The sequence below is a fragment of the Rhizobium sp. AQ_MP genome, assembly GCF_014237835.1.
In the GTDB taxonomy this organism is placed as follows: Bacteria; Pseudomonadota; Alphaproteobacteria; order Rhizobiales; family Rhizobiaceae; genus Allorhizobium.
On the sequence record NZ_JACJVI010000001.1, the window covers coordinates 546086 to 563059 of the forward strand.

18 protein-coding genes are annotated in these 16974 nt (G+C 60.8%); 16 read left to right on the forward strand and 2 right to left on the reverse strand.

Annotated features, from left to right (window positions below; translation table 11 throughout):
- Window positions 1-41: 41 nt before the first annotated feature.
- The 6 genes from H6M51_RS02795 (at window position 42) to folD (ending at window position 3891) form a co-directional block, all read left to right on the forward strand.
- The gene (locus H6M51_RS02795; protein ID WP_407073545.1) at window positions 42-395 is read left to right on the forward strand and encodes a hypothetical protein; all 354 of its coding nucleotides are present in this window, start codon (window positions 42-44) and stop codon (window positions 393-395) included.
- Window positions 396-428: 33 nt separating this feature from the next.
- Window positions 429-989, forward strand: coding sequence for a rod-binding protein (locus tag H6M51_RS02800; RefSeq protein ID WP_185808344.1), 561 nt, complete (start codon window positions 429-431; stop codon window positions 987-989).
- Between the two features lie 29 nt (window positions 990-1018).
- Window positions 1019-1384 (forward strand): hypothetical protein, encoded by a 366-nt coding sequence (locus tag H6M51_RS02805; protein WP_006726389.1) that lies wholly within the window; start codon window positions 1019-1021, stop codon window positions 1382-1384.
- On the forward strand, window positions 1384-1923 hold the full coding sequence (locus H6M51_RS02810) for a flagellar basal body-associated FliL family protein (RefSeq protein ID WP_185808345.1): 540 nt from the start codon (window positions 1384-1386) through the stop codon (window positions 1921-1923). The genes H6M51_RS02805 and H6M51_RS02810 overlap by 1 nt, the downstream gene beginning before the upstream one ends.
- 122 nt (window positions 1924-2045) lie before the next feature.
- Window positions 2046-2867, forward strand: a complete 822-nt coding sequence (locus H6M51_RS02815) for a WecB/TagA/CpsF family glycosyltransferase (RefSeq protein WP_185808346.1) — start codon at window positions 2046-2048, stop codon at window positions 2865-2867.
- A gap of 124 nt (window positions 2868-2991) precedes the next feature.
- On the forward strand, window positions 2992-3891 hold the full coding sequence (gene folD, locus H6M51_RS02820; RefSeq protein ID WP_185808347.1) for a bifunctional methylenetetrahydrofolate dehydrogenase/methenyltetrahydrofolate cyclohydrolase FolD: 900 nt from the start codon (window positions 2992-2994) through the stop codon (window positions 3889-3891).
- Window positions 3892-3915: 24 nt separating this feature from the next.
- Here the strand turns inward: folD and H6M51_RS02825 are convergent, their stop codons facing one another.
- Window positions 3916-4941: a substrate-binding domain-containing protein gene (locus H6M51_RS02825; RefSeq protein ID WP_185808348.1), complete on the reverse strand. Its 1026-nt coding sequence runs from the start codon at window positions 4939-4941 to the stop codon at window positions 3916-3918.
- A 277-nt stretch (window positions 4942-5218) separates the two neighbouring features.
- Here H6M51_RS02825 and H6M51_RS02830 point away from each other — a divergent pair, with 277 nt between their 5' ends.
- The 8 genes from H6M51_RS02830 to H6M51_RS02865 all read left to right on the forward strand — a co-directional run bounded on the left by H6M51_RS02830 (window position 5219) and on the right by H6M51_RS02865 (window position 14557).
- Window positions 5219-6577: an ABC transporter substrate-binding protein gene (locus H6M51_RS02830; protein WP_185808349.1), complete on the forward strand. Its 1359-nt coding sequence runs from the start codon at window positions 5219-5221 to the stop codon at window positions 6575-6577.
- 122 nt (window positions 6578-6699) lie between these two features.
- On the forward strand, window positions 6700-7710 hold the full coding sequence (locus H6M51_RS02835; protein WP_185808350.1) for a carbohydrate ABC transporter permease: 1011 nt from the start codon (window positions 6700-6702) through the stop codon (window positions 7708-7710).
- Window position 7711: 1 nt separating this feature from the next.
- Entirely contained in the window at window positions 7712-8854 is a 1143-nt protein-coding gene (locus H6M51_RS02840) for a carbohydrate ABC transporter permease (protein WP_246780359.1), read from the forward strand.
- Window positions 8855-8894: 40 nt separating this feature from the next.
- Window positions 8895-10550: an alpha-glucosidase family protein gene (locus tag H6M51_RS02845; protein WP_185808352.1), complete on the forward strand. Its 1656-nt coding sequence runs from the start codon at window positions 8895-8897 to the stop codon at window positions 10548-10550.
- Window positions 10551-10564: 14 nt separating this feature from the next.
- Window positions 10565-11653, forward strand: coding sequence for an ABC transporter ATP-binding protein (locus tag H6M51_RS02850; RefSeq protein ID WP_185808353.1), 1089 nt, complete (start codon window positions 10565-10567; stop codon window positions 11651-11653).
- Window positions 11654-11805: 152 nt separating this feature from the next.
- Window positions 11806-12213, forward strand: coding sequence for a hypothetical protein (locus H6M51_RS02855; protein ID WP_113459857.1), 408 nt, complete (start codon window positions 11806-11808; stop codon window positions 12211-12213).
- 122 nt (window positions 12214-12335) lie between these two features.
- Window positions 12336-13040 carry an SDR family oxidoreductase gene (locus H6M51_RS02860; RefSeq protein ID WP_185808354.1) on the forward strand — a complete coding sequence of 235 codons (705 nt, stop codon included), beginning with the start codon at window positions 12336-12338 and terminating at the stop codon, window positions 13038-13040.
- A 185-nt stretch (window positions 13041-13225) separates the two neighbouring features.
- The gene (locus H6M51_RS02865) at window positions 13226-14557 is read left to right on the forward strand and encodes a DUF2778 domain-containing protein (protein WP_185808355.1); all 1332 of its coding nucleotides are present in this window, start codon (window positions 13226-13228) and stop codon (window positions 14555-14557) included.
- Between the two features lie 91 nt (window positions 14558-14648).
- Here H6M51_RS02865 and H6M51_RS02870 read toward each other — a convergent pair whose 3' ends face one another.
- Window positions 14649-15434 (reverse strand): DUF4394 domain-containing protein, encoded by a 786-nt coding sequence (locus H6M51_RS02870; protein WP_185808356.1) that lies wholly within the window; start codon window positions 15432-15434, stop codon window positions 14649-14651.
- Between the two features lie 260 nt (window positions 15435-15694).
- Between H6M51_RS02870 and H6M51_RS02875 the strand changes: the two genes are divergently transcribed.
- Window positions 15695-16246 carry a sigma-70 family RNA polymerase sigma factor gene (locus tag H6M51_RS02875; protein ID WP_185808357.1) on the forward strand — a complete coding sequence of 184 codons (552 nt, stop codon included), beginning with the start codon at window positions 15695-15697 and terminating at the stop codon, window positions 16244-16246.
- A complete protein-coding gene (locus H6M51_RS02880) occupies window positions 16243-16950 on the forward strand; it encodes an anti-sigma factor domain-containing protein (RefSeq protein ID WP_185808358.1) in 708 nt (235 codons plus the stop codon). The genes H6M51_RS02875 and H6M51_RS02880 overlap by 4 nt, the downstream gene beginning before the upstream one ends.
- The last annotated feature ends 24 nt before the right edge of the window (window positions 16951-16974 follow it).

Genomic DNA, 16974 nt, shown 5'->3' on the forward strand with positions numbered 1-16974 from the left:
AATCCGACAAGCTGAAGCGTTTGGTGGCCGTCCAGCGCCACATGGAGCGAATGGCCGAGAGCGATCTGGGTATCACCGCCCAACGCATAGAAGAAAATGCGCGCTCCATGGAAACGGTCATGGAGGCGATCGGCTCTCTCGATCCGCTGCACCGGCTCTTCGCGCAGAACTATGCCGACCGTTTCGACCGGCTCTCCAATACCGACAAGCAGCTCCATGGTCTCCAGCAGGTGCAGGAGATGAAGCTGATGCGCGAGCGCGCCAAGGGCGACCGCCTAGAGGAGAACATGAAGGAAGCCCGCGATCACGAGGAGCGCGAGCGCGATGACGACGCCATCTATGACCTGATCGACATCAAGTTCGCCACACCAGCCTCCAGCAAGCTTCAGGAGTGATAGTCCCCTCGAACCGAAATCGAGGATGTCACCATGGCCATTACTCCCCCGAGCGATCTGGTACTGGACGTGATCCGCGCCGCTGATCCGGCGCAAGTCGCAGCAGCCCAGGAACAGCTGAAAACCAACCGTGCCAGCTTCATGGCTACCAGTCTCGCCGAAAAGGGCGCCGGTTTCAGCGCCACCGTCGACATTCTGAATCGTACGGCCAATGCCGCCCGCATCGAAGCGACGGCGGAGAAGGTTGAAGAGGCCGGCAAGCCGTCGAAAGTCTATCGCGATTTCGAAGCCGTCTACCTGACGAATTTCGTCCAGAGCATGTTGCCGGATGAGAGTGAGGAAGTCTACGGCAAGGGCAATGCGGGTGAGATGTGGAAGAGCATGATGGCCGAGCAGCTGGGGACGACGATCGCCGAATCCGGCGGCGTGGGTATTGCCCAGCAGATGTACGATCAGGCTCTTTCGCGTGTGCGCGGTGAAGATGGCGTCAACGCTGCCACCAACGAGGCCGACCGCGGGCTCGCCATGAGCTGGGTCACCGACCTCGAACGACGCACTCTTGGTGCCGCCAGCGACACTGATACCAAGAACTGATTGATTTTCTAAAGGCAGGGCAGAGTTTCATGGAAGTTGTTTCGAGCGAATATCGTGTGAAGACGGTGTTGAGCCGCCTTGAGCGGATCATTGACAATGAGAATGAACGGATCGGCAAGGATCCCGAATTCGATTTCAAGGTCTCAAACGCGCACAAAAGCCGCTGCCTCTACGAACTGACAATGCTGTTCCGGGATACGGATCCGCGCGAATTCGCCGTAAACTATGTGGAGCAGCTCCATGTTCTCAAGGAGAAGCTGGCCCTGAACGCTCGTCGCGTCGAGGCGCATTTGGCGGCCGTTCGCGCCGTTGCCGACATTCTGAAGAACGCGGTTCGCGACGCTGACGGCGACGGCACCTATTCCCAGGAACAGTTCCAGTTCAGCGAGTTCTGATGGGCAAGATCCTCGGAATCGGCCTCTGGGTCTGCATTGTCACGCTGGGGGCCGTCTACGGTTCGATTTACCTTGCGACAGCCCCTGCCGGTCCGAGCGAGGAAGAAAAGCAGCAGGCTGCACTTGAACTGATACGCGGCGAGCCGATCACCATTCCTGTGATCGGGGGAGGCGACGTCACCGGATACTTTCTGACCCGGATCTCCTTCATGATGGACAAGGAGAAGGTCAAGGGGCAGGCACTTCCGACGACGGAATTGATGACCGATCAGTTGTTCACGCTGCTTGTGGGCAACAAAATGGTCGACATCGCCAATGTTTCCGCCTTCGACGTCAACGGCTTTCGCGAAAAGATCAAGACCGAGATGAACGCGCGGTTGGGTGAAGGCATGGTTGCCCAGGTCTTGATCGAACAGCTCGACTATGTCTCGAAGGATGCCGCGCGCAAGGCCGCCGATGGTGGTTCCGAGCCGCTGGAGATGACAACCGTGGTCGAAGGCGAAAAGGTCGAGGAAAAACCGGCCTCGTCCGGACACTGAGATCTCTTATCGGACATGGTAACCAAAGCCTTGTCCTGAAGGCGCTACTTTTCGGACCACGCTTTACTGGAATTTTAGCTGTGACTGATAGGTTTCGGGCATCGACCCTCGGGACCCGCTTCATGCCAGCATCGCCTTCTTCAGCATTCAGAGCCGCGGACCACGATGAGCGCAGGGCCGGGCGAAGCGCAGTCCCCGTTCTGCCGATCCTTGACCTGCCCGTCCACGACATGGGTTGGAAGCCGGCGCTCGATTTGCTTGAGGAAAAGCTGGTTGCGGGCCAGGGCCTGACCCACATAGCGTTTCTCAATGCGCATAATGCCAATGTCATGATGCGCGACCGCCACTATCGTGACGTTCTTGCGCGTTGCTTGATCCTGCCGGATGGAATCGGTGTCGATATCGCAGCGAAATTTCTGCATGGGGGCCGCTTCACGGCCAATTTGAACGGCACCGACTTCGTCCCGGCCGCTCTGAGCTTCATCACCAAGCCCCTTCGTGTCGGCTTGCTCGGAGCCTCGTCCGACGTGCTGCGCGATGCGGCTGTCAACTTCCGGAAACATACGCCCTGGCATGAATTCGTCGAGATCTCGGACGGCTACTTCGATCGTGCCGATCCGGGCTTGATCCTCAAGCGCATTGAGAATGCGCGCATCGACCTTCTCCTGGTCGCGATGGGCACGCCGCTTCAGGAGAAATGGGTAGACAAGCACCTGACTGCGGATCACGCTAGGGTGGTGATCAGTGTCGGCGCCCTGCTTGATTTCGTTTCGGGCCGCATCAGGCGCGCCCCTCCATGGATCAGACATCTGCGATCCGAATGGCTGTTCCGACTGTGGCTGGAGCCCTCGCGGCTTTGGCGACGCTACGTTCTCGGAATCCCCGTCTTCCTGGCACATGTGCTCCGCCACCGTCTGCGTCAGTCAAACGCCCCTGCCACTTGAAGCCAGCCCTTTGAAATCCTGCCTTGCAATATGCCGCAATTTGACAGCATAGGACGGCAACAGGCAAATGGCGCCGCGCTATAGGCGCTAGCTTGCTGCCAGTTGAAGACGGGGATTGAGCACAGTGACCACGGTAATCGATGGAAAGGCAGCCGCTGCTTCGGTGATCGAAGCGGTAACCTCAGCAGCAACGACGCTTGAGACATCCGGCCACCGCAAGCCTGGTCTCGCAGTCGTCATCGTCGGAGACGATCCGGCGAGCCATGCCTATGTCGGCGCGAAAAGCCGCATGGCCAAGCAGTGTGGGTTCAATTCCATTCAGCATACCCTGCCCGAAGAGACCTCGCAGGAAGAACTGATGGCGCTCGTCGCGTCCTTGAATTCTGATCCTGAAGTTGATGGCATTCTCGTCCAGCTCCCGCTTCCCAAACATCTCGACAGCGAGCCGGTCATCCAGTCGATCCTGCCGGAAAAGGATGTCGACGGTCTGCACATCGTCAATGCCGGCAAGCTGGCGACCGGTGATCTGAAGACGGGTCTTCTCTCCTGCACGCCGGCCGGTGCCATGATCCTGGTCCGCCAGATCCACGGCAACGACCTGTCTGGCCTGAATGCACTCGTCATCGGCCGCTCCAATCTCTTCGGCAAGCCGATGGCGCAGCTCCTGCTCAATGCCAACGCGACCGTCACGATCGGCCATTCTCGCAGCCGCGACCTGCCGGAGCTCGCCCGTCAGGCGGATATCCTGGTTGCCGCTGTCGGTCGTGCGGAAATGGTCAAGGCCGATTGGCTGAAGCCGGGCGCCACGGTCATTGATGTCGGCATCAACCGCGTGGCAGCGCCCGAAAAGGGCGAGGGCAAGTTCAAGCTCGTCGGCGATGTCGCCTTCGCCGAGTGCAAGCCAGTTGCCAAGGCCATTTCTCCGGTTCCGGGCGGCGTCGGTCCGATGACGATCGCCATGTTGATGGCCAACACGGTCATTGCCGCGCATCGCCGCGCGGGGCTGGCTGCACCGCGCTTCTGATGGCCACCGCCGCGAGGAGCCGGTTCAGGCGGGTGCCGGTCCCGTGGATGCCCTGACGACCAGTTCCACCTTCCAGAGTTCCTGGTCCGGCGGCGCCGGTTCGCTCTGGTTGATCATCGCGATCAGCCGCTCGCCGATGCGCTTGCCGGCAGCCCGCAGGGAAGAGCGTGTGGTTGTCAGAGGCGTGGAAAAGTTCTCGGGCTTCAGAAGTGGAAGCTCGTCGTCATGGGCAATCAGCGAGATGTCCACGCCAAGCTTCAGGTCAAGCTCGTTCATGGCTCTGACGGCACCAAGCGCAAGCACCGTACTGGCGCAGAGTACGGCCGTCGGTCGCTCGGGGCCGGCAAGGATCTCCTTCATGCCTCGATAGCCTTGCTCGTCTCCCATGAAGCTGTGCCTGGTGTGGCGTGGGTCGAGCAACAGGCCCTTTTCGGCCAGCGCCTTTTCGGTCCCAAGCCGCCGCCGATGCGCGAAGTCCAGGTCGGCCTGACCGTTGAGCAATGCGATGCGCTTGTGCCCGAGTTGTAGCAGGAAGCGCGTGGCATCGAAGAAGGCGCCCTCGTTGTCGACATCCAGGAAAGGGTAGTCGAGGTCGATCCCGAAGGAGCGGCCATGGACGATGAAGGGCAGCGAAAGCGATTTTGCCATCGCGATCCGTGGGTCCTTTTCCCGTACATAAGCGAGGTAGTAACCGTCGACACTACCGCTTGCGACCAGCCATCGAATGGCCTGTTCCTCGTCCTCGGCTTTTGAAGGCATGATGACGAAGTGGAAATCCTGGGCGATCGAGGCCTCGGCAAGCCCGCTCTGGAATTCGGCGAAATGCATGTCCGAGCTGTGGTCGGGCGAGATCGGCATGATCAGGCCGATCGATCCGGCCTTGCCGGTTGCCAGACGTTGCGCGGCACGGTTCGGCCGGTAGCCGGTCTCCTTGGCGGCCTTCTGAACCCTGAGCCGCGTCTCCTCGTTGACCTCGGGATAACCGTTCAGCGCGCGGCTGATGGTCGTCTGCGACAGACCGAGCATCTTTGATAATTCTTTCAGATTCACCGCGGATTTCCTCTCCTCACCCGGCCGGAGACCTCCCCGCCAACGACCAAAGCGCTTCGAATATGCAGCAGACCGGCGCTCGGCGACAAGTGGAATCTGACCGCTGAAGAGGCATTTGCTCAGCTTTGGGCCTGCCGTTGCAACGAAATGCAGCAGACGCAGAAAAGACCTTGACTCGGGATGGAACCCAATGTGATGAAATAGGGGCCAAAGCGCTTTGAGGAAAACGCGCTGACCAAGGACGATTGGCCGTCCGATGTGATGGGAGGTAAATCACATGAAGAAAATGTTTTTGATGACCGTGGCCGCTGCCGCGCTTGTGGCTGGCTCGGTTGGCGCGCAGGAATTGAAGTTTGCTCCGGGTGAGGATGCAAAGTTCAGCTGGTCGACCTTCGAAGACTTCAAGAAGGCGCACGGCGACCTCAAGGGTCAGACCCTGAAGATCTTCGGACCGTGGCGCGGCGACGACCAGGTTCTGGTCGAATCCATGCTTGCCTACTTCGAGAATGCCACCGGCATCGACGTGAACTACTCGTCCTCGGAAAACTACGAACAGCAGATCGTCATCGACACCCAGGCCGGCAGCCCGCCGGACATCGCAGTCCTGCCGCAGCCGGGTCTGCTCGCCGACCTCGCTTCCAAGGGTTTCCTCGTTCCGCTCGGCGCTGAATCGGCTGACTGGATGAAGACCAATTATGCTGCAGGCGATAGCTGGGTCAGCCTTGGCACGTACAAGGACAAGGACGGCGCCGAACAGTTCTTTGCCTTCCCCTACAAGGCCGACCTGAAGTCGCTGGTCTGGTATTCGCCGGAAAACTTTGAAGACGCCGGCTATGAAGTCCCCAAGACCATGGAAGAGCTGAAGGCTCTGACCGAGAAGATCGTCGCTGACGGCGGTACGCCGTGGTGCATCGGCCTTGGTTCGGGTGGTGCAACCGGCTGGCCGGCCACCGACTGGGTCGAGGACATGATGCTGCGCACGCAGGCTCCCGACGTCTACGACAAGTGGGTCACCAACGAGATCAAGTTCAACGATCCGGCCGTCGTCGGCGCGATCGAAGAGTTCGGCTGGTTCGCCCGCAACGACAAGTTCGTCGATGGCGGCTCCAAGGCCGTAGCCTCGACCGACTTCCGCGACAGCCCGAAGGGTCTGTTCTCCTCGCCGCCGAAGTGCTTCATGCACCGCCAGGCATCGTTCATCCCGTCCTTCTTCCCGGAAGGCACTGAGCTGGGCGTGGATGCCGACTTCTTCTACTTCCCGGCCTATGCCGAGAAGGACCTGGGCACCCCTGTTCTCGGCGCCGGCACCCTGGTCTCGATTACCAAGGACACGCCTGCCGCCCGAGCCTTCATCGAATGGCTGAAGACCCCGATCGCCCATGAAGTCTGGATGGCACAGTCGGGCTTCCTGACACCGTTCAAGTCTGCCAAGCCGGAAACCTATGCCAACGATGCACTGCGCAAGCAGGGCGAGATCCTGACGAATGCGACCACCTTCCGCTTCGATGGCTCCGACCTGATGCCGGGCAAGATCGGCGCTGGTGCATTCTGGACGGGTATGGTTGACTATTCCGGTGGCAAGGCTGCGGCTGACGTCGCCGGCGACATCCAGAAGGCTTGGGACGGCTTGAAGTAAGCTTTTCCCGAAATGCATGACGGGCCGCATTCAACAGGATGCGGCCCGGACGTCGATGAAGAAGAAAAAATGCATCCGGCGCTTTCCAGTGATCCGGAGCAATCGACAGGGAGGGGACGTCTTTGGAGCAGTTACTCTTTGCCTTGCTGACGATCATCGTCGGCGTTGCGGCAGCGATCGGATATTTTTTCGGCTCGAATTATTTGCTGGACCTGATTTTCCCGTCCCGCATCGCCGATACGGAAAAGGCCTCGAGGAACTTGAGGCGCGCAGCCCTGATCCGGCCCTGGCTTTTTCTTGGTCCGGCACTGATCTCACTAACGATCTACCTGATCTACCCCCTGTTCTCTTCGGTCCTCTACTCGGTCATGGACCGAGGCGGTCAGAACTACGTCGGCCTCGCGAACTATCGCTGGATGGTCAATGACGCGGAGTTCCGCCAGTCGATCTTCAACAACATGCTCTGGCTGATCGTGGTGCCTGCTGCCTCCACCTTTTTCGGCCTGATCATCGCAGCACTCACCGACCGCATCTGGTGGGGCAACATCGCCAAGTCTCTGATTTTCATGCCGATGGCGATCTCCTTTGTCGGCGCATCGGTTATCTGGAAATTCGTCTACGACTACCGTGACGCCGGCTCCGACCAGATCGGCATCCTGAACGCGCTCGTGGTCTATTTCGGCGGTGATCCGCAGATCTGGATCGCCATGCCCCTCTGGAACAACTTCTTCCTGATGGTCATCCTCATCTGGATCCAGACCGGTTTCGCCATGGTGCTGCTCTCTGCCGCCCTTCGCGGGATACCGGAAGAGACCATCGAAGCGGCCGTCATCGATGGCGCAAATCCGTGGCAGATCTTCATCAAGATCAAGGTGCCGCAGATCTGGAATACGATTGCGGTGGTCTGGACCACCATCACCATCCTCGTCCTGAAGGTCTTCGACATCGTTCTGGCGATGACCAACGGCCAGTGGCAGAGCCAGGTTCTCGCAAACCTGATGTTCGACTGGATGTTCCGCGGCGGCGGTGACTTCGGCCGTGGCGCGGCGATTGCCGTCGTCATCATGGTCATGGTCATCCCGATCATGATCTGGAACATCCGCAATGCCCGCCGGGAAATGGAAGGACGCTGACATGACGCGCAAGCTTTCGCCGCTGACGATTGTCGTCAACCTCACCGTCCTCGTCCTGGTTGCTCTCTGGACACTGCCGACCGCAGGCCTCCTGATCTCGTCCCTGCGTGACAAGGACCAGATCGTCGCCTCCGGCTGGTGGACGGCCCTGTCGTCCTCGACCCGCAACGAGATCTACCGTGCCCCCGGCCCGGAAGCCCAGGTCCAGGAAAATGGCGTCTACGTCATCAAGGGCAATGTCTTTGAAGGCGGACCTGGTGCAGTCTCCGCCTTCGGTGCGACCAGCCAGCAGCCGTCGGCTTTCGAAGCGGGTGCGACTGCCGATATCCGCGACGGGCAGAAACTGACCGTCCAGGAAAATGGCGATTTCCGTCTGGAATCGCCGACAGCCTTTGAGGGATCGCGCGGCCAGCGCATCTTCTTCACGGCCGAGACACCGCCGCGCTTTACGCTGGAAAACTACCAGACGGTTCTGACGGCCGAAGGCATCGGCCAGTCCTTCATCAACTCGCTGACCGTTGCGATCCCCTCCACGATCATCCCGATCCTGGTTGCGGCCTTCGCGGCCTATGCGCTCGCCTGGATGAAGTTTCCCGGTCGCTCGATCCTGATCGCCGTCATCGTCGGCCTGCTTGTCGTGCCGCTGCAGATGTCGCTCATCCCGCTTCTGAAGATGTATAACGACGTCGGCGCCTTCTTCGGGGTCCCTGCCAAGGGCTATGTCGGCATCTGGCTTGCCCATATGGGCTTCGGCCTGCCGCTCGCCATCTATCTCTTGCGCAACTACATCGCCGGCCTGCCGCGCGAGATCATGGAATCGGCCCGCGTCGACGGCGCCTCCGATTTCGAGATTTTTATCAAGATCGTCCTGCCGCTCTCCTATCCGGCACTCGCCTCCTTCGCGATCTTCCAGTTCCTCTGGACCTGGAACGACCTGCTGGTGGCGATGGTCTTCCTCGGGACAGGCAATGACGAACTGGTTCTGACCGGTCGCCTCGTCAACCTGCTTGGCTCGCGCGGCGGCAACTGGGAAATCCTGACGGCCTCCGCCTTCATCACCATCATCGTTCCGCTCCTCGTCTTCTTCGGTCTCCAGCGCTACCTCGTCCGAGGCTTGTTGGCAGGCTCGGTCAAGGGTGGTTGAGCGGAGCCTTTAAACACACTGACATGCATGAGGATCAAGAATGAGTTCCACGACGCAATCGACGCTGGTCGCCGACAAGGATTGGTGGCGCGGTGCGGTGATCTATCAGATCTACCCACGCTCCTACCAGGACTCCAATGGCGATGGTATCGGTGACCTGAAGGGCATCACCGCCCGTCTGGCGCATATCGCCGATCTCGGCGCCGATGCGATCTGGATCTCGCCGTTCTTCACCTCGCCAATGAAGGACTTCGGCTACGACGTCTCGAACTACGTGGACGTCGACCCGATGTTCGGTTCGTTGACGGACTTCGATGGCCTAATCGCCGAAGCCCACCGGCTTGGCATACGCGTCATGATCGACCTGGTCATGTCGCACTCGTCCGACCAGCATCCCTGGTTTGTCGAGAGCCGCTCGAGCCGCGTCAACCCCAAGGCCGACTGGTACGTCTGGGCGGACTCCAGGCCGGATGGCACACCGCCGAACAACTGGCTGTCGATCTTTGGTGGTTCTGCGTGGCAGTGGGATCCCACCCGCATGCAGTACTACCTGCACAACTTCCTGACATCGCAGCCGGATATGAACCTGCATAATCCCGAGGTTCAGGATGCGCTGCTTGCTGCCACACGCTTCTGGCTCGATCGCGGCGTCGATGGTTTCCGCCTCGACACGATCAACTTCTATTTCCACGACAAGGAACTCAGGGACAACCCGCCGCTTGCCCCCGAGCGTCGCAACGCGTCGACCGCACCGGCCGTCAACCCCTACAATTTCCAGGAACACATCTACGACAAGAACCGCCCGGAAAACATCGCCTTCCTCAAGCGCTTCCGTGCGCTCCTGGACGAGTATCCGGCAATTGCCGCCGTCGGCGAAGTCGGCGACAGCCAGCGTGGTCTGGAAATCGTCGGCGAATACACGTCCGGCAATGACAAGATGCAGATGTGCTATGCGTTCGAGTTCCTGGCGCCTGAGCCGCTCACGCCGTCAGTTGTGCGCAACACGCAGAACGCATTCGCCAATGCAGCTCCCGAAGGCTGGGCATGCTGGGCCTTTTCCAACCACGACGTGGTTCGCCACGTGTCGCGCTGGGGTGCAAGCGTGCTTGATCGCGACGGCTACGCCAAGATGACTTCGGCGCTGCTGCTGACCCAACGCGGTTCGGTTTGCATCTATCAGGGTGAGGAACTCGGCCTGACCGAAGCCGACATTGCCTTTGAAGATCTGCAGGATCCCTATGGCATCCAGTTCTGGCCGGAGTTCAAGGGCCGCGACGGTTGCCGCACACCGATGGTCTGGGACGATCATGCCGTCCAGGCCGGCTTCTCGACTGCTCAGAAGACTTGGTTGCCGATCCCGGTCGAGCATGTGCTGCGCGCCGTCAACACGCAGGTCGGCAAGCCGGAAACGGTGCTGGAGCACTATCGCCGCTTTCTCGCCTTCCGCCGCCAGTATCCGGCCTTCGCCAAGGGCGACATCGTGTTCCACGACGCCGGCGAGGACCAGCTGGTTTATACCCGCGCATTCGGCAACGAGAAGCTGCTCTGCATCTTCAACATGAGCGCAGGGGCGACGTCGATAGCCCTGCCGGCCGGGGAGTGGGTTGCCCTTGAGGGCCATGGCTTCGACAGTGCAGTCAACGATAACAAGGTAGAGTTGCCGGCTTGGGGCGCCTATTTCGCGCGTCACGCCTGACAGGGGAGGTAAGCATGACGGGTCTGGTTCTCAAGGACATCCGCAAGGCATACGGGCAGGTCAAGGTCCTGCACGGCATCGATCTGGAGATCAAGGAAGGCGAGTTCGTGGTCTTCGTCGGCCCGTCAGGCTGCGGCAAGTCCACGCTCTTGCGCATGATCGCCGGTCTTGAGGACATCACCAGCGGCGAGATGTATATCGACGGCCAGCTCGTCAACGATGTGCCGCCGTCCAAGCGCGGTATCGCCATGGTCTTCCAGTCCTACGCGCTCTACCCGCATATGACGGTCTACGACAACATGGCCTTCGGAATGCGGATCGCCGGAGAGAGCAAGGAAGAGATCGACCGTCGCGTCCGCTCGGCCGCCAACATTCTGCAGCTCGGCCCCTATCTCGATCGCCTTCCCAAGGCGCTATCCGGTGGCCAGCGCCAGCGCGTGGCCATCGGCCGTGCCATCTGCCGCAACCCCAAGGTCTTCCTCTTCGACGAACCCTTGTCGAATCTTGACGCAGCGCTGCGTGTCGCAACGCGGATCGAGATCGCCAAGCTCAACGAGCAGATGGCCGATACGACGATGATCTACGTCACCCACGACCAGGTCGAGGCGATGACGCTGGCGGACCGCATCGTCGTGCTCTCGGCCGGTCGCATCGAACAGGTCGGACCGCCGCTCGAGCTCTACGAGCGCCCCGCCAATCTCTTCGTCGCCCGCTTCATCGGCTCGCCTGCCATGAATATCATGCCGGTCACCGTCATTGGCACGGGGGCCGAAACAAAGATCAAGCTGAAGGACGGCTCGGAAGTCACGGTCGATGTGGCCACCTCAGCCTCCGAACAGGGCAAGACCGCAAGCTTCGGTGTGCGCCCTGAAGATCTGGCGATTGCCACCGGCGACGAGTTCCTCTTCGAGGGGGATGTCGAGATCGTCGAGGCGCTGGGCGAAGTTACGCTGCTTTATGTCAACGGTCCGGTCGAGGAAGAGCCTGTTGTCGTCAAGCTTCCTGGCATCGTGGATGTCAGGAAGGGCCAGAAGCTGCGCTTCTCCGCAGACAAGACCAAGCTCCACCTGTTCGACGCTGCAGGCCAGACCTACCGCCGGTGATGGCATTCGATCAACTTGCTTAAGGCCCTGTTATCCTTACCGATAGCGGGGCTTTTGGTGGCAGGGAATGGCCCTCTTCGCAACACCGACTGTTAAGCTGTCACTGCTAGTCTTTTGCTCATAACAACTGACAAAAGACGAGGGCTTGAGCGATGAGAACGGCAAGTGGCGGGTCTCATTTCCTGAAGAAAGAGGAATCCTTCATGTACGACCGGGAGAACCGGTATCGCATGGAGGATACAATGAATGCCGGACGCCTCGAATACACCGAAAACGGCATGACACACATGGCGGCGCGGCGCTGCGACGTCTTGCGCATCTCGCTCAGCGGCGCCGTGATCGGTCTCATCACCCAGGTCAATCTCCCCAAGCAGTTTTACCTCGACATCCCGGATGCCCGTATCAACAAGGTAGGCGCGGTTTTGATGAAGACCTTCGCCAACAACACAGCCGAGATCCGCTTCCTGCGCCTGCTGACGCAGAAGGAGTTGGACCGCATCTTCGTGTTCTCCACGCATCCCGCCCATAAGGATCGCGTCCTCGACGTGCGCAGCTGGTAATATCGGACGAGCCCCGTTCTGAAGGTCGGTGTGGCGCAAGCTGCACCGGCCTTCAGCATTTCTGACTGGACTTCGGCACCAGGACCTTCGATCTTCCGGACACATTCAAGGGAGAATATCGAATGAGCACTCAAAAGGTAGCCATCGTCACGGCAGGGGGAAGCGGCATGGGGGCGGCGGCAGCACGCCGGCTGGCCGCCGATGGCTTCAAGCTCGCCATCCTTTCCTCTTCCGGCAAGGGAGAGGCGATTGCCGCCGAGCTTGGAGGCTATGGCGTCACTGGCTCCAATCAGTCTCCGGAAGACCTTGCCCGCCTCGTTGACGGCACCATGGAGCGCTACGGTCGCATCGACGTGCTCGTCAACAGTGCCGGTCACGGGCCGCGTGCGCAGATCCTCGAGATCACCGACGAGCAGTGGGTGAAGGGCATGGATGTCTACCTGCTCAATGTCATCCGCCCGACGCGTCTCGTCACCCCGATCATGCAGCGCCAAAAATCCGGTGTGATCATCAACATTTCCACCGCCTGGGCCTTCGAGCCCTCATCGATGTTCCCGACATCGGCCGTCTTCCGCGCGGGCCTCGCATCCTTCACCAAGATCTTCGCCGACACCTATGCGGCCGAGAACATCCGGATGAATAACGTGCTGCCCGGATGGATCGACAGCCTGCCCGCAACCGAGGAACGACGCGATGGCGTGCCGATGAAACGCTATGGCACCAGCGAGGAGATTGCGGCCACCATCGCCTTCCTCGCCTCCGAAGGCGCAGCCTACATCACCGGTCAGAACCTGAAGGTCGACGGCGGGTTAACCCGTCACGTTTGAGACTATTTTGCGCCGGGCGCTCGGAATGTGACGAAATCCGCCCGGTGTAAACCTCTTGGTTACCAAACTTCTTCATTCTTTAGGGCAGTCGACAGGACGGCCTTGCCACAACCCTGTCTCAGTAAGGCCGGTTTCTGTTGTTAGGCCGCCGGCTCCCAGAGTTTTGGTAAGCGAGTTCAAGTATCATGGCGTCCTCGACCCGTAAGGTCACCGGCGGCAATGGCGTCGCCGTTCAAACGATGAAGTCGCGCAGGAAGACGCGCGGCTCCAGCCTGCCGACGGTCTTGGGCATTGGACTGGCTTGCCTCTTTTGGGGCACCGCAAGCCTTGCTGTCTTCAAGGGCCTCTCCTCCTCCACCATCGAAGCTCCCGCGATCGCCGGCCACAGTCTGCCGAGGCCGGATCTTGCCCTGTCGAAGCCGCTCGCCCCGCGGGCGACAGCTAAACCTTCAGGCGATCTCGCCGCGCTCGACGAGATGCGGAACCGGTTCGCCGAAGCGATCGCCGCAACCGATCATCTGAGCCTGCTGATGCTGCCCGCCGCCATGCGGCTTGCCGAGGTCGACAAGTCCGACCGTCTGCTGCTGGCCCGTGTCGAAAGCGTGACGGACTCGCAGGCACTCGCGGTCCTGCGTGACGCACTCGTGCAGGCCGAAGCCGGCCGACAGCAGGCAGCACTTGTAACGGCCGCCCATGAGCGCCGCAGCGGTGTCGACGATATCGACAAGGCCATGACCGCCTCGATCGCTCGCGACGGCTCCACCGCGCCAACCGTCGCTCTCGGTTATGCTGCAACGCCAAGCGCCTCCGAGACGATGGCCGCTGCCGACCCGCGCCAGGAGCCCTTTGAAGAACTGCTGTCGGAGCCGCAGACCGAAGATCACGGCGCCCTGCCGGATGATGGTCCGGTGCCGGGTATGAAGCCGAAGGCGAAGCCGCGCGTCGAGCGCGTGCCGGCGCCCGAGGCACCGGTTGCGGCCGAAACGCCGGAGAAGCCGAAAAAGAAGACCCTGTTCGGGATGCTCGCCTATGCCAAGCCGGACAATCCGATCACCACGGACGACGGAGCAGGGGGCATCTTCAGCCGCAAGAACAGCCTGCCCGGTCCGGGCAGCCGCATTGCCGTCTACGTCATCGAGGATGCCGTCGTCCACATGCCGAACGGCGAGAAGCTGCGCGCCCATTCCGGCCGCGGCCACATGCGCGACAATCCGAAATACGTGCACGTCAAGAACATGGGGCCGACGCCCCCGAACGTCTACAAGCTGCGTATGCGCGAAGCCCGCTTCCACGGTGTCGAAGCGATCCGCATGAACCCTGTCGGTGATGCCAAGATGTACAATCGCGACGGTTTCCTGACCCACACCTTCCTGCTGCGGCGTCGTGGCGACAGCTCAGGCTGCGTGGTCTTCGAGGACTACAATCGCTTCCTGAACGCCTACAAACGCGGGCACGTACAGACCTTGATCGTCGTGCCTAGCATGCGCGATCTGCCAAAATACATGGCGATGCTCTGACAGAAGAATGGCCTCCGCGACATTGTCCCGGAGGCCTTCTGGTTTTCGTGCCGGGTCTTGCCCCGACACGAGATCGCGGTGACCTTTTGGCTTACATCGCCGGGATCACGGTGATCGACTTGATCGCAGCAGGGGCGCCCGAGATGTCGCCGGCCTTCGTGGCTGCACCCGTTTCCAGGTTTACCGTGTAGAGCGCGCTGTCGGCGACCAGCCAGGCGGTGTTCTTGCCGTCGGCGCCGGCTTCGATGTCGAAGGCGTAGGTCTTCGGGCTGCCTTCGATGCCGAGCTTCCCGATCGCCTTCAGCGTGCCGTCATTCGGCTTGGTCTGCTGGATGAGCGCGCCGATCGTCGCGTCGATGTTGTACATCGCGGTCTTTTCGGGCTTGCCGGTCGAGTTCGTATAGGCCGCAGCGACGATGTTCGGGGTTTCGCCCTTGTGCATATCGCCCTCTTCGAAGGCAAGGCTGCCGTCGACGGTTACGGCGCCTGTGTCGGGATGGACCCGGTGATTGGTCGTGCCTGTCATGTAGCGCAGGCGATCCGCTGCCGGGTTGAAGTTGACGATGACGGGTGCGTCACCGATCGTTAGCGGCTTGTCCATCTTGGCGACTTCGGTCGCGGCACCCGTGGACGTATCGATGGTGACGATCGCGTTCTCTGCGGTAACGCCGACGATCGTCTTGTTGCCCGGGCGATAGTCGATGCCGACCAGACGGTCGACGCCGGTCACGTCCATCGACTTCACGGCATCGGGCGTGGCGGTATCGAACATCACGAGGGTCTTGTCGCCTGCGAGACCGACGACCTGAGCGGCCTGCGCTCCGAAGGCCGTGAGTGCAGTTGCGGCAGCGAGGCTGAGGATACGGATGCTGGTCATGAAACTCTCCCAATTGAATGGCGGCGACACCGGTCTGGTGCCTCCTGATCTCAAGACACGCGGCAGATGCCGATTGGATGCAGGCGTCAGAAGTTTTTTTCTTCTGCATCCAGAAATCGTCCTCGCGTGTCTCTGAAATGAAGGAGAAACTCATGGAAGTGCCGATAACGAGTGGCAGTTCTTCAGCGGGTGCATGTCGTACAGGTTGCCAAATCAGACGGGTGAGCTACTTTCCGCGCAGGTTCTTGGAAGGAAGCTGGATGGAGAATGAGCAAGATAAGCTCGGTGCGGCGCTGAAAGCTTGTGCCGCAGGGGATCGCAAGGGCCTGGCCTTGATCTACGAAAGCGAGGCCGCGCGTATGGTCACGGTGGCTGAGCGGATCTTGCGTCGTCACGACCTGGCGGAGGAGATCGTTCAGGAGGCCTTTCTTCAAATCTGGAACAAGGCCTGGCAGTACGATCCGTCGCGCGGCTCCGCGCGCGGATGGATCTTTGCAATTGTTCGGTCACGCTCGCTGAATGCGCTCCGGGATGGAGGGCGTGAGGATTTGACCGAGACGGACAGCCTCGAGCGGCTGCAGGACGAGAGCGCGGATGCTCTTTATCACGATCTCTTCGATCAGCTCGATACAGCAAGTCGCCTTCGGGCCTGCCTCGGACGGCTCGACGGGCTGCGTCGCAAGACGGTCATGATGGCTTACGTCTCCGGCTACAGCCACGGTGAGATCGCCGGCCGCCTGAGGCTGCCGCTCGGAACCGCCAAGGCCTGGATCCGCCGCTCGCTGGTGGCGTTGAGGGAGTGCATGGCATGAGCACATGGCACACTTTAGCCGAACGCGCCGATGCCTATGTTCTCGGACTGATGGACGAGGACGAGCATCGTTCGACCGAAACCGAAATGGAACAGGACGAGAGCCTCGCCCGTGCCGTTGCGGTGTCGCGTGATAAGTTTTTGGAGCTCGATCTCGTCGGCCCGACGGCGAGCGTCTCTCCCGATCTCTGGGCGAGGATTGAACGACAGCTCGGCGCGCAGGAACGAAAGAAGAGCGCCACCGCTCCGCCAACAGCTGTCAATGACAATGGCCTCTCCTGGTGGCGAGGTTTCGGTCTGTCAGCTGCGGCCGCCTCACTCCTGCTCGTCGGCGCCCTGTCCTACACCCTTCTCCGCAGCGCGGAGCCACAGGTCATTGCCGTCCTGATGAATGAACAGGGCGAGCCGGTGGTGATGATCGAGGATTTCGGCAATGACACGGCCAAGGTGATCCCGCTCTCAGATGTGTCCGTGGCAGCAGACCGGTCGCTGCAGCTCTGGACGCTGCCGTCGAGCGATACGGGACCGGTGTCGCTCGGCGTGCTCGACGGCTGGCGCACGTCCACCGTCAAGGGTCCGGATCTGCCTGGCCCGCTCGAAGAGCAACTCTACGAAATCACCGTGGAGCCGCTCGGTGGATCGCCGACGGGCAAGCCGACCGGTCCGATCCTGGGCAAGGGTTTTGCCAAGATGCCTCGTCCGTGAAACAGTGTCGCGCCCACGTCATGC